The following is an 18,537-nucleotide window of genomic DNA, read 5'->3' as shown; positions in this document are numbered from 1 at the left end:
ATCCCACCGCCTCCTGACCTTGGCGGGCGTCCAGCGCGTCGCGGTCAGGGGAGGTCCCAGGTGTCGAGGGGGAGTTCGGCCAGGCGGTGGACCATGTGGCGCAGGGCCGTCTCGTTCGACTCGGCGGTGGGGGCGGGTGGGCCGGAGGGAATGCGGCCCAGGGAGGTGGGGAAGGGGTCCGCGCCGTCGTAGGCGGTCATCAGGTCGGCGGCGCGCTGGATGACGCTGGGGGTGGCGGTGCTGGAGGCGCGGGCGAGGACGGCCTTGATGACCGTGTCGGCGACGGCGGGGTCGATGAGGCGGGTACGGAAGACGCTCTGGTCGATGTCCCGGCGTTCCGGGTCCCGTTGGGCGCGCTCCGCCGAGACGTCGCTGGCGATGTCGATGACCCGTTGCATCGGCAGGGCGGCGGGGCCCGCCGTGAGCCAGTGCTCGCCGTGCGCGTGCTCGTCACGGGCGAGTGCGGCGAGGGCGGCGGCCACGGTGTCGCGCGGGACGAGGTCGACCAGGGTGCCCGGCGCGCAGGGCAGGAAGGGCATCTGGCCGGACAGGGCGACGCCGAGCAGGTAGTGGAAGGCCTGGAGCCGGGTGACCTCGCCCGAGCGGGAGTCGCCGATCACCGTGGAGATACGCGCGACGCAGTGGGGCAGCCCGGACTCCCGTACCAGCGTCTCGCCGGTGGCCTTGGACTCGGCGTAGGCGCTGAAGGGGGTGCCGTCGCCGGCGCGGGCGATGAAGGCGGTGGAGCCGTGCACCAGGCGGGCCTTCGCGTCCTCGACGAAGCGCAGGACGTGACCGGTACCGGTCACGTTGACCCGGTGCAGGTGCGCGGGGGTGGCGGAGAAGTTGACGTTGGCCGCGCAGTGCACGACGACGTCCACCCTCTCGGCCAGGTCGCGGTAGTCGGCCGGGTGGAGGCCGAGCCAGGGCCGGGTCACGTCCCCGCGAACCGATTCCCCGGCGACCGGCTTGTGATGGGTGAGCGCGACGGTGTCGTGCAGCGTGCGCGGCAGTGCGGAGCCGACCAGGCCGGACGCTCCGGTGACCAGGATCATGAGGTCCTCACAGTGGCGCTGTCGTCGTCCACCTGCACGCCGTCGAGGTCGGTGACCCGGACGGTCCCCGGGTGGACTCCGGTGGTTCGGGCGAGGTGTTCCTTGAGTGCGATGTGCGGCAGCCAGTCGGTGGCGCGGGTGTCCGGGGGAAGGTCGTAGAGCGCGTTGGCGGTCCCGGGCAGGGCGTCGATCCGCTCCACGTCACGCCGGTGCAGCACCCCGTCCGCACCGGTCAGCAGCAGCCGGGGGTCGGGCCGGCGGTCGCGCAGGTAGGCGCGGCGGTCGCGGCCCGGTACACCGGCCAGGGGACCGGCGTCGACATGCACCTCGAGGACGCGGAAGGCGACCAACACCCGCTCCTCCCGGCACAGTTGGACGTCGACCGCCACCAGGTCGTCCGGCAGCGCACCGGCGTACCGGGCCTCCACCTCGACCTCGCCCTGGTCCGGCAGGGGCTCGAACACCGCGAGCCGGGCGAGCCCGTGCGGGAACGCCAGCCGGCCGGGCCGGATCGTCCGGTCCCAGTGGTGTAGGTCGTTGTGCGGGATGACGTGCAGCGCGGCGTCCAGCAGCCCCTGGTGCAGCGTGCCGCGCGGCACCAGTCCGCGCCCGGCGTCGAGGACGCCGCTGGAGCCGGTGGGAGCGGTGCGCAGTGCCGTGAGGTACTGGAAGCTCCGTCCGTGGAAGAGGTCCGCGTTGCCGTACGGGTCGGGTACGTCGACCAGGTCGGGCAGGGGCGCGAAGCGCGCCGGGCGGGGCGGCGGTACGAAGCCGACCGTGGCGGCGGCCACCGGCGCGTACCGGGAGAGGTGGCCGGCCTCGTGCCAGACCGCGAGCCGGGCCGTGCCCTCCTCGCAGGTGGTCCGCAGCCGGGTCGGCCCGGTCACGGGCAGCCACCGTCGCACCGACAGGTCGCCCAGCACGCGGACCGGGCGCCCGGCCTGGTCGCCGGCGGCCCGGGCGAGCAGGTCGGCGGTCGACATCAGCGGCAAGGCGGGAACCGTCCAGGTGGGGCAGTGGTCCGACAGCCAGGTGTCCGCGCGGGGGTCGAGCACGGTGTCGACGGTGGCCGGTGCCTCGGGTGCGCCGGGGACCACGCGTACCCGCAGGCGGGGTACGTGGTAGGCCCGGCGGCCGTCCACCCAGAGCCGGGTCTCGGCCTCGGCGTACCCGCCGTCCTTCCCCAACTCGACCTCCCGCACGTCGAGTTCGACGGTGACGAGGGTGTCGGTGGGGACGACCTGGCCACGGTAGGTCCAGGTGTCCGGTACGACGGGCTCGAACCGGAAGCCGTCGCCGACCCCGCGTTCGACGAGGTACCAGCACAGCAGCTGGCCCATCGCCTCGATGCCGAGCGAGCCGGGCTGCACCGGGTCGTTGAGGAAGTGGGCCTTGAAGTACCAGGCGTCGGGGCGGACGTCGCACTCGGCGCGCACCGATCCCAGGCCGGCGGGGCCGCCCTGGGGCCAGTAGCCGGTGATCCGGTCGAGCACCAGCAGCATCGGGCCCGGCAGGCGGGCGGAGTGCCCGAAGTACCGCGCGGGCCGAGCCCTCAGGTCGATGACCGGGAGGTCACAGGGACGGGCCAGACGGGCGCGGTCCTCCGGCGTGACCGGTAGGCCCATCTGGTCACCCAGCTCGGTTCCGGGGGTCAGGGCGAAGACCGTGGTGCCCTCCAGTACGGGTGCGCCGTCGGCCTCGCAGTACAGCTGGAACGTCTCCAGCACCGTGCCGTCCCAGCGGTCCGACGCGACGAGTTCGACGGAGGTGCGCAACGACCGTACGCCCGGGGGCACTTGGCGGACCGTGGTCAGCCGGCCGTCGAGATTGCGGATCCGCAGCTGTCGGTTGGCGTCCCCGTCGGTGAGGAAGGCGGCGAGGAGGCCGCAGGGCTGGAGCGCGGCCTCCAGCAGTACGGCGACCGGCACCGTCCCGCTCTGCTCGCGGAACCACACCCGCTCGGGCACCTCGTACTCGGCGACCAGACGGGACCCGGTACGGGGCGCGCCCCGGGTGGCGGACACCTCGGTCAGCCTGGTGACGAACAGGTACGGAGGCCCCGGCAGCCGGAACCCGTCGTCGCTCGCCCCGGGGAAGGCCTCGGCCAACGACCCCCACGCGGTGGCGAGCAGGGTCGCGTGGTCGTACCGGACACCGTCCACGGTCACGGCGGCCGGATCGTCGTGGCCCCGCAGACCGGCGAGGACGCCGTACGGCACCGGATCGCCGGTGTGCTGGACGGCGGGCGGCCCGAGGAGGCGCCAGTGGGCCAGGGGCGTGTCCGGTACCAGACGCAGCGCGAGCCCCTCGACCCGCAGCACCACCCGGTCCCCGACCGTACCGACCACGTCCGCCTGGACGGACGTGTCGGTGAGCGACCGGACCGACAGGTGGTAACGGGGGGTGCCGGCCGGCGGGTTGAGGACGCACCGCAGGCGGACGGTCTCCCGAGGCAGCGGTTCGAACCGCCAACCGTCACGGGTCGCCGTGCCGCCGGTCGCCGTGAGCTGGAAGGCCAGGGCCTGACAGCAGCCTTCGAACAGCGCGGCGGGGGCCCGCCAGACAGGGGGGAGCGCACGCCCGGTCGCGGTAAGTCCGCCCTCGGGGGTGAACCCGGTGACCTCGCGCAGCAGCAGGGTGCGACGTGTCCCCAGGCCGGGGCTGCGGACATGACTGTGCGCCACCGTCCAGGCGGGGCCGGGGAAGCAGTCGGCCGGCCGGCCCTCGGCGAAGGCGGCGACCGCCTCGGCGCCGAACGTCTCGCCCGACCGCTCGGCCGGTGGCCGCTGGTCCAGTGCGTCCACCAGGTCGCCGCGCAGGGACAGCCGCCCGTCGACGGTGCCCCGTACCGTCGGCCCGGTGACGGTCAGCGAACTCGCCAACCTCTCGCCGGGCGCGGGGAGTTCGCCGGTGAAGGTGAGCGCGGCGTCGAGTACCCCGTCCTGGTGCGGCCACAGCTCCAGCACCTGGTGCAGCACGGTCCCGGCCGTCATCCGACCCGCCCGGTCCAGATACCAGCCGTGGGGGTCCACGACCGTGGACGCGGTACGCGCCGGTGCCGGGCTCGGGGTGCCCGGGCCCGCCCCGGCCTGGGCGGCGAGGAACCGTTGGTGCAGCTCGCCCGCCCGCTGCAGCTGCTCCAGGATCAGGGACGCCGCGTCCACCGGAGCCGGAGCCGGAGCCGGAGTTGGGGCCAGGGGAGCGGGGACGGCCGGCTGGTGCGTCCGTGGGGGACGGGGCATGACCTCGGCGTCGTTCAGGTCATCCACGGGCCACCTCCCGCAGCCGCGCCAGCGCCCGGCCGGCGGTGAGCAGCACCTGAGGCCTCTCCGCCGTCGAGGTCAGCTCCTCGGCGAAGGAGCGTGCCCCGACCGGGAGCGGGATGAGGTCGACCCCGCCGAACCGGAACACCTCGGCCAGCTCGGGGGTGACCATGCCGCCCTCCCAGGGGCCCCACAGCAGGGAGCGGACCACCGCCTCGGGGCGGGCGCTCCGCTCGGCGGCGAGCACGTGGTGGAGGGTCTCGTTGGCCATCGCGTAGTCGCACTGCCCGGCGTTGCCCGTCGCGGCGACGACCGAGGAGAACACGCACAGCAGTTTCAGCGGGTCCTCACGGGTCGCGGCCAGCAGCGCCCGTAGTCCCTCGACCTTGGTGCCGAACACCGCGTCGAACTGTTCCTCGGTCTTGTCCTCCACCCGCTGGTCGGCCAGTACGCCGGCCGCGTGCACCACACCCGTGATCGGCCCCCACCGCTGTCGGACCTCGGCGAGGGCGGTCCGTACGGCCCCCTCGTCCCGTACGTCGACGCGCAGGTAGTGGGCCCGGTCGAGGCCTTCCACCCCGCGGGCGGGACCACGGCCCAGCAGGACGAAGCGGGTCGGGTGACGGGAGCCGAACTCCCGCAGTGCCGCCGAGGTGACGGCACCGGCCCCGCCCGAGACCACGATCACCGGGTCGGGCCCGAAGCCCTCGGCGGTACGTGGACCGGGCACCGGGGCCGGGCCCTCGGCGAGGTCCAGGGTCCAGCGCGTACCGTCCGCGTCCAGCGCGACGTCCACCTCCGGCCCTCCGCCCAGGAGTTCGTCGACCAGGGCGGCGGCGACCTCGGTCGCCGTCCGGTCCCCGCGACGGCAGTCGACGGCCTTCACCGAGGCTGACGGCCACTCCCAGCGGACGGTGCGGGCCAGCGCGGCCAGGCCGCCGAGCCAGGGGCGCCGCGCGTCCCGGAGGCCGAACCCGCCACCGGTGTCCTGCACCGTGACGAAGACCCCGCCCTCGGTACGCAGCCGGGGGGCCAGAGCCCGCGCGGCCCGGAAGGCGTCCCGCTGGATCGCCAACGCCTCGTCGACGGAGTCGACTTCGGCTAGTCCGCCCAGGTACAGCAGGCCGGTCGCCTCGGCCAAGGCCACCTCGTCGGTGGCGGTGACCTGCGCGTGGACGCCGCGTTCACCGAGCAGCCGGACGACCTCCTCGGCGACCCCCGCGCCGTCGTCGGTGACCACCAGGGGCCCCAGGCCCCGTGGGGGTGTGCCCGACGCGGGCGTACGCCGCAGGGCCGGTACGTGGCGGCGGACCGTCCGGTCCGGGGCGGCTGTCGACGGGGCGGCGGGGGACGGCGCGGGGGCGTCCAACAGGGCGCGTAGCCGCTCGGCCACCTCCCCGACCGTACGCAACGTCAGCAGCGGGGCGAGCTGGGCCCGTTCCACGGCTTCGAGCTGGGGGAACTCCGGGCGCAGCGCCGCGAGCACCTGGGTGCGGGTGATCGAGTCCAGGCCGAGGTCGGCCTCCAACTCCATGTGCGGCGCCAGGATCTCCACCGGGTAGCCGGTCTTCTCCGCCACGGCGGCCAGCACCACGGTCTCCAACTCGTCGGTGCCGCGCGGCGCGACGGGTGGAGGGACCGGCTCCACGGCGGGCGTCGGCGGCACGTCCGGGAGAGCGGGCGAAGGAACGGCGGGTTGGAGTGGCGCGGTGCCGGGTGCCGGCTGGGGGAGGGAGCTGGGTGCGCCCTCCAGCGCTCTCAGGGCGTCCACCGACTTCTCGGCCAGACTCAGATAGGCCGCGTGCGCGCGGGCGATCTCCTGCTGGGCGCGCGCGACCGCGAGCAGGGTGTCACCGCTCGCGGCAGGGCCGGGGGAGTCGGTGGCTGGTGGGGAGGTGAGGACCGGTGCCGGCGGGAACGCCGCAGTCTCCTCGCCCGGGGGGTAGCGCCTGCCGAGGTTGCCGCCGCTGATCCGTACCGGCATCGCCGGCCGTACCGGCTCCGGCCCGCCGGGGCCGGGCCACAGCGCCGTGAGGTCCAGCGGTACGCCCAGGGCGCACAGCCGGCCCAGCGCGTCCATCAGCCCGGTCACCCCGTGGTGCCCCGCCCGGTCGAGGGCGACCGCGTGGACGTCGTCCAGGATCTGCCCGACCAGACTCGTCAGGGCACCGCCGGGGCCCACCTCAAGGAACACCCGCACCCCGTCGGCGCGCATCGCCCGGACCACGGCGTCGAACCGGACCGGTGCGGCCAGGTGGTCGGCGAGCGCCCGCCGGATCGCGTCCGGCGCCACCGGATGGACCCGCCCGGTGGCGTTCGCGTACACGTCCAACAGGGGCGCGTGGACGGTCAGTTCGGACAGGTACCGCCGCAGGGGCTCGACCGCCGAGGCGACCAGAGGGCTGTGGAAGGCGGCCGAGGTGTCCAGCGGCCGTGCCGTGATCCCGGCCTCGGCAGCCCGCTCGCACACCCGCCCGCCCGCTTCGGTGGTGGCGGCCACCACCACCTGACGCGGGCCGTTGTGGTTGGCGATCCAGGCCCCGTCGAGGTCGGGGCCGGCGAGCAGCCGGGTCACCTGGTCGGCGTCCGCCTCCAAGGCGATCATGACCCCGGAGGCGGTACGCATCAACTCGCCCCGGCGGGCGGCCAACCGCATCAGGGTGTCCTCGTCGTACGCCCGTGCCGCGTGCAGGGCCACCAGTTCGCCGAGGCTGTGCCCGGCCACGCAGTCCGGGCGCACCCCCACCCGCTCCAGCACGGCCAGGAGGGCCAGGCTGTGCGCGGCGACGGCAGGTTGCGCGGCGGCGGTGTCGGTCAGCGCCCCCTGCTGGTCCCGCCGCTCGGCGTCGGTGAACGCCGGTGGCGGGAAGACGAGTCGGGACACCTCCCGCCGGTCCCACACCGCGTGGGCCGCCGGGAAGTGCGTGGCCAGTTCGGCACCCATGCCGACGTACTGCGCGCCCTGCCCGGGGAAGAGGAAGGCGACACGGCCCGGGGGGCGTCCCACGCCGTAGTGCACGCCCGACGGCGTCGAGAAGGGTTCGGCTCCCACCAGGCCGCGCACCTGCTCCACCTTGGCTGACAGGTCCTCGGGGGACGAGGCGGTGACCGCCAGCCGGTACGGGTGGCTGGCGCGGAAGGACTCCTGGCCGCGCCGCGCGACCGTGGTCAGGTCGCCCGACAGGTCGTGTGCGAGGAGTTCCCCGGGCGTGGCGGCCGACAGCACCACCAGTTCGACCGGGCGGGCGTCGCAGCGCGGCGAGGGGCGGGTGGAGACGTACTCCTCCAGCGCGACGTGGAAGTTCGAGCCGCCGAAGCCGAAGCTGGAGACCGAGGCCCGCCGGGGGTGGTCGGCCGAGTGGATCCACGGCCGGGTCCGGGTGTTGAGGTGGAAGGGACTGTCCGTCAACTCCAGCGCGGGGTTCGGCCGCTCGACCTTGATGGTCGGTGGCAGTACCCGGTGGGACAGCGCCAGGGTGGCCTTCAGCAGACCGGCGGCACCGGCGGCGGCCTTGGTGTGCCCGATCTGCGACTTGACGGACCCGAGCGCGCACCACTGGCGGTCGGTCCGGCCGCTCCCTTCGAACACCGAGCGCAGGGCGGAGAGTTCGGCGGCGTCACCGGCGGCGGTGCCCGTGCCGTGCGCCTCGACCAGGCCGACCGTCTCCGGGCCGTACCCGGCGGACGCGTACGCCCGGCGCAGGGCCCGCGCCTGCCCACTGTCCAGGGGCGCGTACACCGAGGTGCCGCCACCGTCCGAGGAGGAGCCGACACCCCGGATCAGGGCGTGCACCCGGTCGCCGTCCCGTTCCGCGTCGTCGAGCCGCTTCAGGGCGAACAGCGCGACGCCCTCGCCCAGCATCGTGCCGTCGGCCTGTGCGTCGAACGGTCGGCAGTCACCGGTGGGGGAGAGGGCCGGGGTCTTGCTGAAGCACTGGAAGGTCACCGGGTCGTTGAGGGTGTCCACCCCGCCGGTGACCACCAGGTCGGAGCGGCCCAGCAGCAGGTCGTCGACCGCGACCGACAGGGCGGCCAGCGAACTCGCGCAGGCCGCGTCCACCGTGAAGTTGGCGCCGCGCAGGTCGAAGCGGTTGGCGATGCGACCCGCGACCACGTTGCTCAGCAGGCCGGGGAACGTCGCCTCCTGCCACGGCGCCGAGTAGGAGGTGATCCGGTCGCAGACGGCCTCCGCGTCCGCCTCGGACAGTCCGCTGTCCAGCATCGCCCGGCGCCAGTGCGGTCGCCCGGCCCGACCCGCCATCTCTCCGAGCAGTTGCAGGGAGGCGCAGCCGAGGAACACCCCGACCCGCTCGCCGTCGACCTCACCGAGGCCGGCGCCGGCCAGGCCGGTCAGCAACCGTTCGGCGGCGACCAGGGCCAGCAGCTGGGCGGTGTCGGTGGAGGGCAGGTTGCGCGGCGGCACACCAAGCGCCATGGGGTCGAACTCGACCTCGGGCAGGAACGCCCCGCGTCGGGCGTAGGTCTTGTCCGGCGCGGCCGGGTCGGGGTCGTAGAAGTCCTCGATCAGCCAGCGGTCGGCCGGTACGTCGGTCATCAGGTCGCGGCCCTCGACGACGTTGCGCCAGAAGGCGTCCACGTCCGGGGCGCCGGGCATGATCGCGCTGACGCCGACGATCGCGATCCGGTGGTCGATCCGGGGGTCTGGGCGCATCTGCGGTTCCTCAGCTCAGGGGGCGGGGCCGGAAGGCGAAGGCCTCGGCCGGAAGACGGACACCGAGGGTGCGCAGCTGGTGCGCCCGGGTCACCACCGCCGCTCCCTGGAGCAGGTTGCGGGCGATCTGGGTGACGGTGCGCCGGGCGGGGTCGGCCAGGAAGCTGCCGGCGACCCAGGTGTTGAAGGCTCCGGCTGCGGGGCCGCACCACAGCTGGTAGTCGCCGCGCCGGGACGCCTCGCCCTCGGTGGCCCAGGCCGCCGCCATGCCGAGGTACCAACGGAAGGTCAGGGCCATCCGGTGCCTGGGGTCCTCCCGCGCCCGCGTGACCTCCGCCGGGCGGCGCCGTGACCAGTACTCCTCGGTCAGCTTCTCCACCTCGTCCAGCGGCCGGCCGAACACCTCGTGCTCCAACGTTCGCCTGGTCGTCTCCGGGAGGGACTCCAGCGACGGGTGGGTGGTGTACAGCTGGTGCAGCCGGGCCGCTCGGGCGGCGAACATCGTTCCCCGACGCAGCACCTGGACCCGGGCCCCCAGCTCGAACATGTCGCCCGCCGGCGCCATCGCCACGTCCGCCACCCCGGCCCGGGCGAGCATGGCCTTGGCCTCGTCGCTGACGGCCGCCTCGACCGCCATCTGGTTCACCGACCCCGTCACCACGTACGCCGCCCCGAGGGCGAACGCCGCCGCCACCGAGGCCGGATCGCCGAGCCCGCCCGCCGCGCCCACCCGTACCCCCCGGCCGCTCCGGCGGGCCAGGGTGAGTACGGCGGGCAGCACCGCCACCAGGGGGCGGTTGTCGGTGTGCCCACCGCTGTCCGCCTCGACGGTGATGTCGTCGGCCACCGGCACCCGGGCCGCCAGGTGCCCTTCCTCGACGGTGAGTTCACCGCGCTCCACCAGCCGGCGCACCAGGTCGGCCGGGGGCGGGGACAGGAACAGCTCCGCCGTCTCGGGCCGCGACACCTTGGCGAACACGGCCCTGTCCCGTACGACGCGGCCCGTCGGGTCGGTCCGCAGCCCGGAGGCCGCGCAGCGCACCACCGCGGGCGTGATGTCCATGAACGCCGACAGCGACACCTTCGGCACCCCGGCCCGTAGCAGGCGTAGGGCGACCTCGTCCTCCAGCGCCGGGTCCTGTGGGTGGTGGATCAGGTTGACACCCCAGTTGCGCCGCCCGGCGAGGGAGGTCCGTAACCGTGCCAGTTCCCGGTCCAGCCGCCCCGGTTCGAGCCCGGCCGCCCCGAAGAACGCCAGCATCTCCGCTCGCGCCATCGCCTCCACGAGGGCCACCCCCGCGATGCCGCCGGCCATCTCGCCGGCGACATAGGGGAACCGGACGCCGTGCGCTTCGGTGAAGGACCTCTCACCCAGCCACTCCGGGTACAGGGCCGGCAGGGTGCCGACGCTCGTGGGCGCCGGCACCTCCGAGAGCCCCAGCGTGCCGTCCCGCTCGTGGGGCACCAGGTGTACGGGCCTGGTCACCCGCTGGGCGAGTGGGACCAGGTCCGCGTCGCCGAGCGTCCCCGCCATCCCTGACACCGCGTCAGACACGTCCGAGCGCCCGGTTGCCCGGGGCCTGCGGGTCGGTGCTGATGATGAAGTCGGTGACGGCCGTGAGCATCTCGGAGTAGCCGAGGTAGCCGTCCCCGTTGGCGTCGAGCACCGTCCACGCGTACTCGGCCTGACGCCGGCGCACCCGCAACACCTCGGTGACGAGGCGGATCGCCTCGTCCCTGTCGACCCGCCCGTCGTTGTCGGTGTCCGACATCGCGAAGGCCAGGTTGGTCACCACCCCGATGTACTGCAGGGTCTTGTCCGGGGTCTCCGCCACACTGTTGGCCATCACGGTCACGAACTGCTCCGCGTCCAGCCGCTTGGGGTCCTCCACCCACGCGGGCTTGACCACCAGCGCGTGCCAGATCCGGTCCACCGTCGCCACCAACTGCCGCGCCCGGGGGGAGTCCTCGGCGTGGCCGGTCAGCCGGGCCAGCCGGTGCGCGAACCGCATCGTGTCGGCGGGGGTGACGGCGCCGTCGCCGTCGTCGTCCAGCACCTCGAACATCCACAGTTGCTTGCGCCGCAGATACGGGTCCTGGTTCGCCGCCAGCCGCTCGGCCGCCGCGATGGTGGTCGCCGCGTCCCGCCTGGACGCGGCTGTCGCCTCGCCCGCCAGCGCCGCCGCGGACACGGCACCCGCCGTCAGTCCCGCCGTACCGCGCAGCACGGCCCTGCGGGTCATGTCCGTCGCTTCGTTGTCCTTCGGCGCTTCAGCCACCACGAGCCCTTCGGTTCACCCTGTCGTCACGGCACTCGGGTCCGTGATCTTGCGTCCCAGAAGCTAGCAGTGCCACTTGCTCCTTACGTCCTGAGATTCACTCAATCCATCTACTTCGCATAAGATTTCGCAGGTTTCGGGGGAGGACGGTGGGCGCCCGTCACACCGGCGGACCCGGGAACCGTCCACGTCCCAGGGGCCCGTGACCGGTGGTTCGCCCCAGGGGGCGGCCGTACGGTGGGAGGAGTCAACTCGCCCTGGAGAACGTGGAGTTCCGGCCCCGAACAACAGCGAGGGAGCGTCCTCCCGCCGGGAGGGGGAGCCCCTCGGTCAGGGGCCCGGCTTCTCGTCAGGCGGGCAGCAGGGGCCGGGCCGTGGGGAGGCGTAGGTCGGGGAAGCTGAGTGTCCGGTAGACGGCGACGCCGCCGTGCAGCGTGGCGCAGGCCGAGGCCGCCTCGGTGGCCCTGCGGGTGCAGGAGGGGTCCCGCGAGTCCAGGAGTACGCCGAGCATGGTGCCGCTGTGTCCGACCACCACCCCGAGTCCGCCGACCTCGCGGCAGATCTCCATCAGGGGCTCCAGTGACGGCTTGTGGCGGCGCGACTGGTTCATCAGCGCGCTCCGGGTCGCGACCCGTCCGACCTCCGCCAGGTCGTGACGGGAGACGGCGTGGCTGAGCCTGTCCAACAGGTGCGCGTACGCGTGACCCTCCGCCGTGGAGAAGGACCTGGGGACGCGGTTGAAGGCGACGGTGTCCACCGAACCGCCCTCGTCGATGCCCACCACGGTCATCGGCGGAAGGGAGCCCAGGACCGCCCGGAGTCGGACCGCACGGTGGTGGAACGCGACGATTCCCGGGTACAGCACGCCGTCCGTCGGTTCGATCCGCCCCAACAGCCGCTCGATCCTTCGGGGTGGCATGGGGGTGCCGAGGGCCTTCGCCACCGCTCGGGCGGTGGCGACCAGGTCCGCCGACGAACTGGCCAGTCCCTTCCCCTCGGGGATCACGCTGCTGACGGTCAGGGTGCCTCGGACCGGGCGGTGCTCCTCGGCGGCGATCAGCCGCGCTAATCGCAGGGCCTTCCTCTTGTGCGCCGGCCGTACGGCGATCCCCTGGGCGTCCGGGTCCTGTCGGAAGGTCGCCATGCTCCACCGCGCGACCGGCAGGGTGACCAGGAAGTCGCCGTCACCGCCCGGCAGGGTGCCCTGGAGCAGTTCGCCGAAGGTGCCGAAGGCCGTTCCCGTACCGACCAGGCCGGTACGCGTCGTCCCGTCGTGGGGGCGTTGCACGTTGCTTCTCCTTCTCTCGTCGTTGCTTCCGTCCGGGATGCCGCCGCGTGGTTCCACGGGTGCGCGCCAAGTGCGTGGGGTCCGGCGTGAACGGCGTGACGGGGCGGAGCGTGGCGCGGGTTCCGTGGCGTCGTCAGGAGTCGTACGCGGAGTCGGCGAGGCGCGGGTGCGGGCCGAGGGGCCCAACTCGCCCGGGGGGAGGGCTGGTTGACGGTCGGGCGGCGCTGTGGGGCGGGCTCGACGAACGCTGGATGAAACTGGTGATCGTTTTAATCTATCGAGAGCGTGCGCGGCAAGTCGACTCCGTCCGCGCGCGGGGTGGTCGGGGGGTCGGGTCGCGGATACTTTCGCTCTTGACAATCATTTCCATCTGATCAATGCTCGCTCACGCAGGGCAGTCGCCCGGGTACAGCGGTCGTACGCCGCGAGGACCTGGGCGACCCCCGCGTGAACCGGGGCGGAGCGCCAGGGAGTTCACCCTCCGTGGGCGATGCCCCGTGCCAGCGCGGCCAGCCGGACGTGTCCGCAGAGGAAGCACCCGAGCAGGAGGAGCCATGGGCGAGGGGAACCGCACGCGAACGGCGACGTCCGAGGAGGAGGACGCGGCGTGGGCGCTGTGCCAGAGCCTGCCGCCCACACTTCCCGCCGGCGAGATCGTCGCCCTCAACACCCCCGGGGCGGACCTGCACACCCCACGCGCCTACACCTACCGGGACTGGTCGTTCGAGGCCCCACCCGGCGTCTTCCTCCCGGGAGAGACGAGCCGGATGATCCACGACCGGCTGCTGGACGGGACCATCCCGGTCGCCGGCCGTTCGTACGCCGCGATGGGCTCCGGCCTGGGGGTCGAGGCGGTCGCCGCCGGGCTGCGCGGGGCGAAGGAGGTCCACGCGATCGACGTCGACCCGGAGAGCGTACGGGCGACGACGGAGGCCTACGCGCGCCTGGTGGGCGACCGCCCCGGCACCGTCTTCCGCCCGTGGGTCTCGGACCTGTTCGCCAGGGTGCCCGACGGTGCGCGGTTCGACCTCGTGACCTTCAACCCGCCCGCCGTGCGGGAGACGGTGAGCGAGGACCCGGCCGTCGTACGGAACGTGTGCGTGGGAAGCGGCATCGTGCGCCGGTTCTTCGAACAGGTCGTCCTGAGAGACCTGTTGGCGGAGGACGGGGAGGTCTACCTCGTCGTCTCCAACACCTCCGAACTCCGGGACATCGTCGCCCACGCCATCGAGTCCGGCTTTCTGCCCCGGGTGATCCACCACCAGACCTGGGACACCGACGACGTGCAGACCTTCCTCTTCCGGTTGCGTCGCGCCGTGGCGATCTGACGGGCCGCGATGTACGCACACATAGCGGAAGTGATGAAGCGGCCCGCCCTGGTCCGCCTCCAGCCGGATCTGGTCTGCCTGCGTTTCGAGACCATGAAGATCTACTCGGCGCTGGGGGCGGTCCGTCACCTGCTCGACTCCGGCGCGGTGAAGCCCGGTGACACCCTCGTCGACAGTTCCAGCGGAATCTACGCGCAGGCACTCGCGCTCGCCTGCCACCGCCACGGCCTCCGGTGCCACATCGTGGGCTCCACCACGGTGGACCGTACGCTCCGCCTCCAGCTGGAGATCCTCGGCGTCACCCTGGAGCAGGTCGAGCCGTCCAACGACCTCCGCCTCGACCAGGAACTACGGGTGCGCCGACTCACCGAGATCCTCCGGGAGAACCCGTCCTACCACTGGATGAGGCAGTACCACGACGGCATCCACTACCACGGCTACCGCGAGGTCGCCGAAGCCCTGGACCGGGAGCTGCCCCCGGGCGGCGTCTCCCTGGTCGGCGGCGTCGGCTCCGGCGCCTCGACCGGCGCCCTCGCCACCTACCTCCAGGAGGCCGGCCGGGACGTGTCGTTGGTGGGCGTCCAGCCCTTCGGCAGCGTGACCTTCGGGTCGGAGAAGGTACCGGACCCCGACATGATCATCGCGGGCATCGGAAGCGCCATCCCGTTCGAGAACGTCCGGCACGAGCTGTACGACCGGATCCACTGGATGAACTTCGCCTGCGCCCTGTCCGGGTCCGTCGAACTCCTGCGCGCCACCGGGATATTCGCCGGCCTGTCCTCCGGCGCCGCCTATCTGGCCACCCACTGGCAACGGCGCGAGAACACCTCCCGCACCCACGTCTTCGTCGCGGCCGACACCGGCCACCGCTACGTCGAGGCCTACGCCCAGCACCGACAGGCCCAGAGCCTCGAAGCCCTGAGCCCCCGGGAGATCACGTCCCTCGACGAGCTGAAGCCCCCCTGGTCGACGGCCTCCTGGCCGGACGTCTCCCCCAGACCGCGAAGCGGCTGACCTGACCCACCCCGAGCGGCCCCCCGTACGCGACCTGCCGCCCGAAGAAGAGCGTCCATCCACCCCCAGACGAGAGAACCGAGAATGCCACACCCCAAGCCGCACAACGTCGCGGAACTGATCGAGGGAGTACGGAAGGGGGCCTACGGACCCGATCCGAGGGACCTGACGGTCACCAGCGCCTTCTGGCTCTACCACACGACGCGGCTGGCGAACGGCGAGGTCACCTACCACAACCACTACCTCCTGCTGCGGGTGGGAGACGGGTTCGGAGCCTGTTCCTTCGAGGCGGGCGAACTGAGCCCCGACTTCTGCGAGAACGCCTCCGGGCACACCCTGGAAACCCTTCTCCGCAGCGACAACTCCCCGGTACGGATCGCCGCGTTGGACGCCTACCTCTCCCGCGTACGGCCGCACCGGGAAGCCGCCGAGGCGGAGCGGGTGACCCTCCCCACCGGAAGCCCGGAGACGCGGGCACGAGCGCGGGACGCGGCCATCGCCGGACTCCTCGACCTCGCGCCCGGTGCCCGGGTCGCCCTCATCGGAGTGGTGAACCCCCTGGTCGAGGCGATAAGGCAGCGGGGCGGAACCTGTCTGCCGTGCGACTTCAACCTCCGCACCACACAGTGGGGCGAGCCGGTCTCGGACGACATGACCAAGGTGCTGGAGCGGGCTGACGCCGTGGTGGCCACCGGGATGACGCTCAGCAACGGCACCTTCGACCTCATCCTGGAGCACTGCCGGCAGCACGCGGTCCCGCTCGTGGTCTACGCCCAGACCGGCAGCGCCGTCGCCCGCGCCTTCCTGCCCAGCGGCGTCACCGCCCTGTCGGCGGAGGCCTTCCCCTTCTCGCAGTTCAGCGCGGACGCGACCGTGCTGTACCGCTACCGGGCCGACAACCTGGCGCCCGAGCTCGAGGAGGCGTCGTGAGCGCCGGCCCCACCACCCCGCCGAGGAGCCACGAGGACCAGGGAACCGGGGAGCGGATGCCGAGCGACCTGCGGATGACCCGTACCCTCTGGCCGATCCTGCTGGCCTCCGCCGTCGGCCTGCTGCCCTTCACCATCTTCAGCACCTACCTGGTGCCCATCGCCGACGAGTCGGGAAGCAGCGTCGCGGCGATGGGCGGACTCCGGGGACTCGGGGGCCTCGCCGCTCTGCTGGTGGGCGCGGCACTGGCACCGCTGATCGACCGCTTCCCCAAGGAGTGGGCCGCCGCCGCCGGCCTGGGAGCGCTGGCGGTCTCCTCCGCCCTGGGGGCCAGCGGCCGGTACGTCCTCCTGGTGACGTTCTGCCTCCTCGTCGGGGCCGGCACCGCCGTACTCAACCCGGCCCTGACCGCGGCGGCGGCCGACCGGTTCGGTACCGGCAAGGCGGCCAGCCGGGCGGCGACGCTGGTCACCGCCACGCAGTCGATGACGGCCATGCTGGCGGCACCCGTGATCGCGCTGCCCGCGCTGTTCTGGGGGTGGGAGGGCGACCTCCTCGCGGTCACGGTCGTCTGCCTGCTGCTGGCGGCGGTCCTGCTGTCCAGGCGTGGCCGTTCCGCTGCGGAGGAACCGACCGCCAGCGGTGGGAAGTTGAGCTACCTCGCCTCCTTCAAGGCCCTCGCCTCGGTGCCGGGAGCCGTTCCGCTGCTGCTGATCTCCCTGCTGCGCACGGCCGTCTTCATGGGGTACCTGGCCTACCTGGCCGCCTCCTACGACAGCCGCTTCGACCTCGACCCCGGGCTGTTCTCCCTGGTCTGGACGCTCAGCGGTGCCTCGTTCTTCGTGAGCAACCTGCTGACCGGACGGCTCACCAACTCCGCCCGACCCCGGGTACGTACCGAGAACCTGCTGGTACTCGGGCTCGTCACCGCGCTGGTGTCCGTCGTCGGCTTCTACTTCACCCACTGGCTTCCGCTGGCCCTCGGCCTCACCGCACTGCACGCGGCGAGCCACGCGGTCGTCGCCGCCTGCGCGGTGAGCCTGCTGGTACGGCGTTGCGGTCCGCTTCGCGGATCCGCGCTGAGCCTCAACGCGGCGGGAATGAGCCTCGGCGTCTTCCTGGGCGCCTCCCTCGGCGGCCTGGGCCTGGGCCTGGCCGGTTATCCGGGCGTCGCGCTGGTCTTCGGCGCCCTCACCCTGGCGGCACTGGGCGCCGCGCTGCCCCTCGCGCGTCTGACGGACGGCCACCACGGCCGAGACGAGGGCGACGAGGCGGAACCTCCCGGCCCGCCCACGACCTCGTGACCCGCGCTCCCGGGCCGTCCCCCGCGAGGGCGAACGGCCCACGCCCCTCGTCCCGGAACGGCCACGCCACCGGCAGACGACCTCGCCGAGGTGGTCCCCCAGCAGCGAGGGAGTCCGCCTCCCCACCGGCGGTCGCGTCCCCCGCGCGGCTCCGCGTGGCGGAGCCCGTCGAGCCTCGGCGCGCGCGGGAGCGCCGTACCCGGAACCCCCGGGCCCTCCGACCTGACGCAGGCCCAGAACGACCACCCCGGAAAGGCAGGACCACGTATGCGGTCAGTACCCACCGAGTCGACGGTGGGCCGTGACTCCCGTCCACCCCGGGGGAGCACCGGGAAGGCTCCACCCGAGCGCGACTCCCGGCCCCGCGCCTCACGCGGACGCCTGGTCCCGCTCTGCGTCGGCCTGTTCGTCCTCCTCCTGCTGTCCGTGGTGGTGGCGATCGGCTTCGGGGCCGCGGTGGTCACGCCCGGCGACACCGCCCGGTACCTGTGGGCCGCCCTCAGCGGGGGACGGATCGCGGCGAGCGAGGCGACGACGTACCAGATCATCTGGGAGATCCGCACCCCGCGCGTGCTGCTGGCCGCCCTGGTCGGGGCGGGGTTGAGCGCCATAGGCGTCGCCATCCAGGCCATGGTGCGCAACGCGCTGGCCGACCCGTACGTCCTGGGGGTCTCCTCGGGAGCCTCCGTCGGCGCCGTCAGCGTCACCGTCACCGGAGGGCTCGCCGGACTGGGCCTCCACGCCGTGTCCGCCGGGGCCTTCCTGGGGGCGCTGGCCGCATCCGCCCTGGTGTACGCCGCCTCCGCCAGCCGGGGCGGGATGTCACCGCTGCGCCTCATCCTCACCGGCGTCGCCATGGCACTCGGCTTCCAGGCCGTGATGAGCGTGATCATCTATCTGGTCCCCAGCAGTGAGGCCACCAGTACGGTCCTGTACTGGACGATGGGCAGCTTCGGCGCCGCCACCTGGGGCTCCCTCCCCGTCGTCGCCCTAGCGGTGGTGGGCGGCGTGGTCGTCCTCACCCGCTGTGGCCGCGCCCTGGACGTGATGGCGCTCGGCGACGAGACGGCGGCGAGCCTCGGCGTCGACCCCGACCGCCACCGCAAGGGGCTGCTCGTCCTGGTCTCGCTCGTGACCGGTGCCATGGTCGCCGTGAGCGGTGCCATCAGCTTCGTCGGCCTGGTGATGCCGCACCTGGTCCGCATGGTCGTGGGGTCGACTCACGCACGTGTCCTGGTGGTCAGCCCGCTGGTCGGCGCGGTCTTCATGGTGTGGGTGGACCTGGTCGCCCGGACCCTCGTCGCCCCCCGCGAGCTGCCGCTGGGGGTCATCACCGCACTGGTCGGCGTACCGGTGTTCGTGACCCTGATGCGCCGTCGGGCCTACATGTTCGGAGGCCGTTGA

At 73.3% G+C, this 18,537-nt stretch carries 11 protein-coding genes; 5 read left to right on the top strand and 6 right to left on the bottom strand.

Annotated elements, in window-relative coordinates; all coding sequences use genetic code 11:
* Positions 1-44: 44 nt before the first annotated feature.
* The 6 genes from ABZT14_RS15120 to ABZT14_RS15095 all read right to left on the bottom strand — a co-directional run bounded on the left by ABZT14_RS15120 (position 45) and on the right by ABZT14_RS15095 (position 12,557).
* Complete coding sequence (locus ABZT14_RS15120) at positions 45-1,055, bottom strand: SDR family oxidoreductase (protein WP_356301750.1); 1,011 nt, start codon at positions 1,053-1,055, stop codon at positions 45-47.
* Positions 1,052-4,324 carry a hypothetical protein gene (locus ABZT14_RS15115; RefSeq protein ID WP_356301747.1) on the bottom strand — a complete coding sequence of 1,091 codons (3,273 nt, stop codon included), beginning with the start codon at positions 4,322-4,324 and terminating at the stop codon, positions 1,052-1,054. Before ABZT14_RS15115 ends, ABZT14_RS15120 begins: the two co-directional genes overlap by 4 nt.
* A complete protein-coding gene (locus ABZT14_RS15110) occupies positions 4,317-8,990 on the bottom strand; it encodes an SDR family oxidoreductase (protein WP_356301744.1) in 4,674 nt (1,557 codons plus the stop codon). The genes ABZT14_RS15115 and ABZT14_RS15110 overlap by 8 nt, the downstream gene beginning before the upstream one ends.
* 10 nt (positions 8,991-9,000) lie before the next feature.
* Entirely contained in the window at positions 9,001-10,524 is a 1,524-nt protein-coding gene (locus ABZT14_RS15105) for a PfaD family polyunsaturated fatty acid/polyketide biosynthesis protein (protein WP_356301741.1), read from the bottom strand.
* A 13-nt stretch (positions 10,525-10,537) separates the two neighbouring features.
* Entirely contained in the window at positions 10,538-11,269 is a 732-nt protein-coding gene (locus ABZT14_RS15100; protein WP_356301739.1) for a hypothetical protein, read from the bottom strand.
* A 349-nt stretch (positions 11,270-11,618) separates the two neighbouring features.
* Positions 11,619-12,557 (bottom strand): kinase, encoded by a 939-nt coding sequence (locus tag ABZT14_RS15095; protein WP_356301736.1) that lies wholly within the window; start codon positions 12,555-12,557, stop codon positions 11,619-11,621.
* Between the two features lie 554 nt (positions 12,558-13,111).
* Between ABZT14_RS15095 and ABZT14_RS15090 the strand changes: the two genes are divergently transcribed.
* The 5 genes from ABZT14_RS15090 to ABZT14_RS15070 all read left to right on the top strand — a co-directional run bounded on the left by ABZT14_RS15090 (position 13,112) and on the right by ABZT14_RS15070 (position 18,537).
* Complete coding sequence (locus tag ABZT14_RS15090) at positions 13,112-13,885, top strand: methyltransferase (RefSeq protein WP_356301734.1); 774 nt, start codon at positions 13,112-13,114, stop codon at positions 13,883-13,885.
* A 9-nt stretch (positions 13,886-13,894) separates the two neighbouring features.
* Positions 13,895-14,899: a pyridoxal-phosphate dependent enzyme gene (locus ABZT14_RS15085; protein WP_356301731.1), complete on the top strand. Its 1,005-nt coding sequence runs from the start codon at positions 13,895-13,897 to the stop codon at positions 14,897-14,899.
* Between the two features lie 84 nt (positions 14,900-14,983).
* The gene (locus tag ABZT14_RS15080; protein ID WP_356301728.1) at positions 14,984-15,829 is read left to right on the top strand and encodes a DUF364 domain-containing protein; all 846 of its coding nucleotides are present in this window, start codon (positions 14,984-14,986) and stop codon (positions 15,827-15,829) included.
* Positions 15,826-17,133 carry an MFS transporter gene (locus ABZT14_RS15075; protein ID WP_356301724.1) on the top strand — a complete coding sequence of 436 codons (1,308 nt, stop codon included), beginning with the start codon at positions 15,826-15,828 and terminating at the stop codon, positions 17,131-17,133. Before ABZT14_RS15080 ends, ABZT14_RS15075 begins: the two co-directional genes overlap by 4 nt.
* Before the next feature lie 267 nt (positions 17,134-17,400).
* The gene (locus ABZT14_RS15070; RefSeq protein WP_356301721.1) at positions 17,401-18,537 is read left to right on the top strand and encodes an iron ABC transporter permease; all 1,137 of its coding nucleotides are present in this window, start codon (positions 17,401-17,403) and stop codon (positions 18,535-18,537) included.

It is taken from the genome of Streptomyces sp. NPDC005438 (assembly GCF_040606315.1).
Classification (GTDB): Bacteria; Actinomycetota; Actinomycetes; order Streptomycetales; family Streptomycetaceae; genus Streptomyces.
The sequence above is the reverse complement of the archived record's forward strand: the minus strand, read 5'-3'. Positions and strand labels throughout refer to the sequence as shown.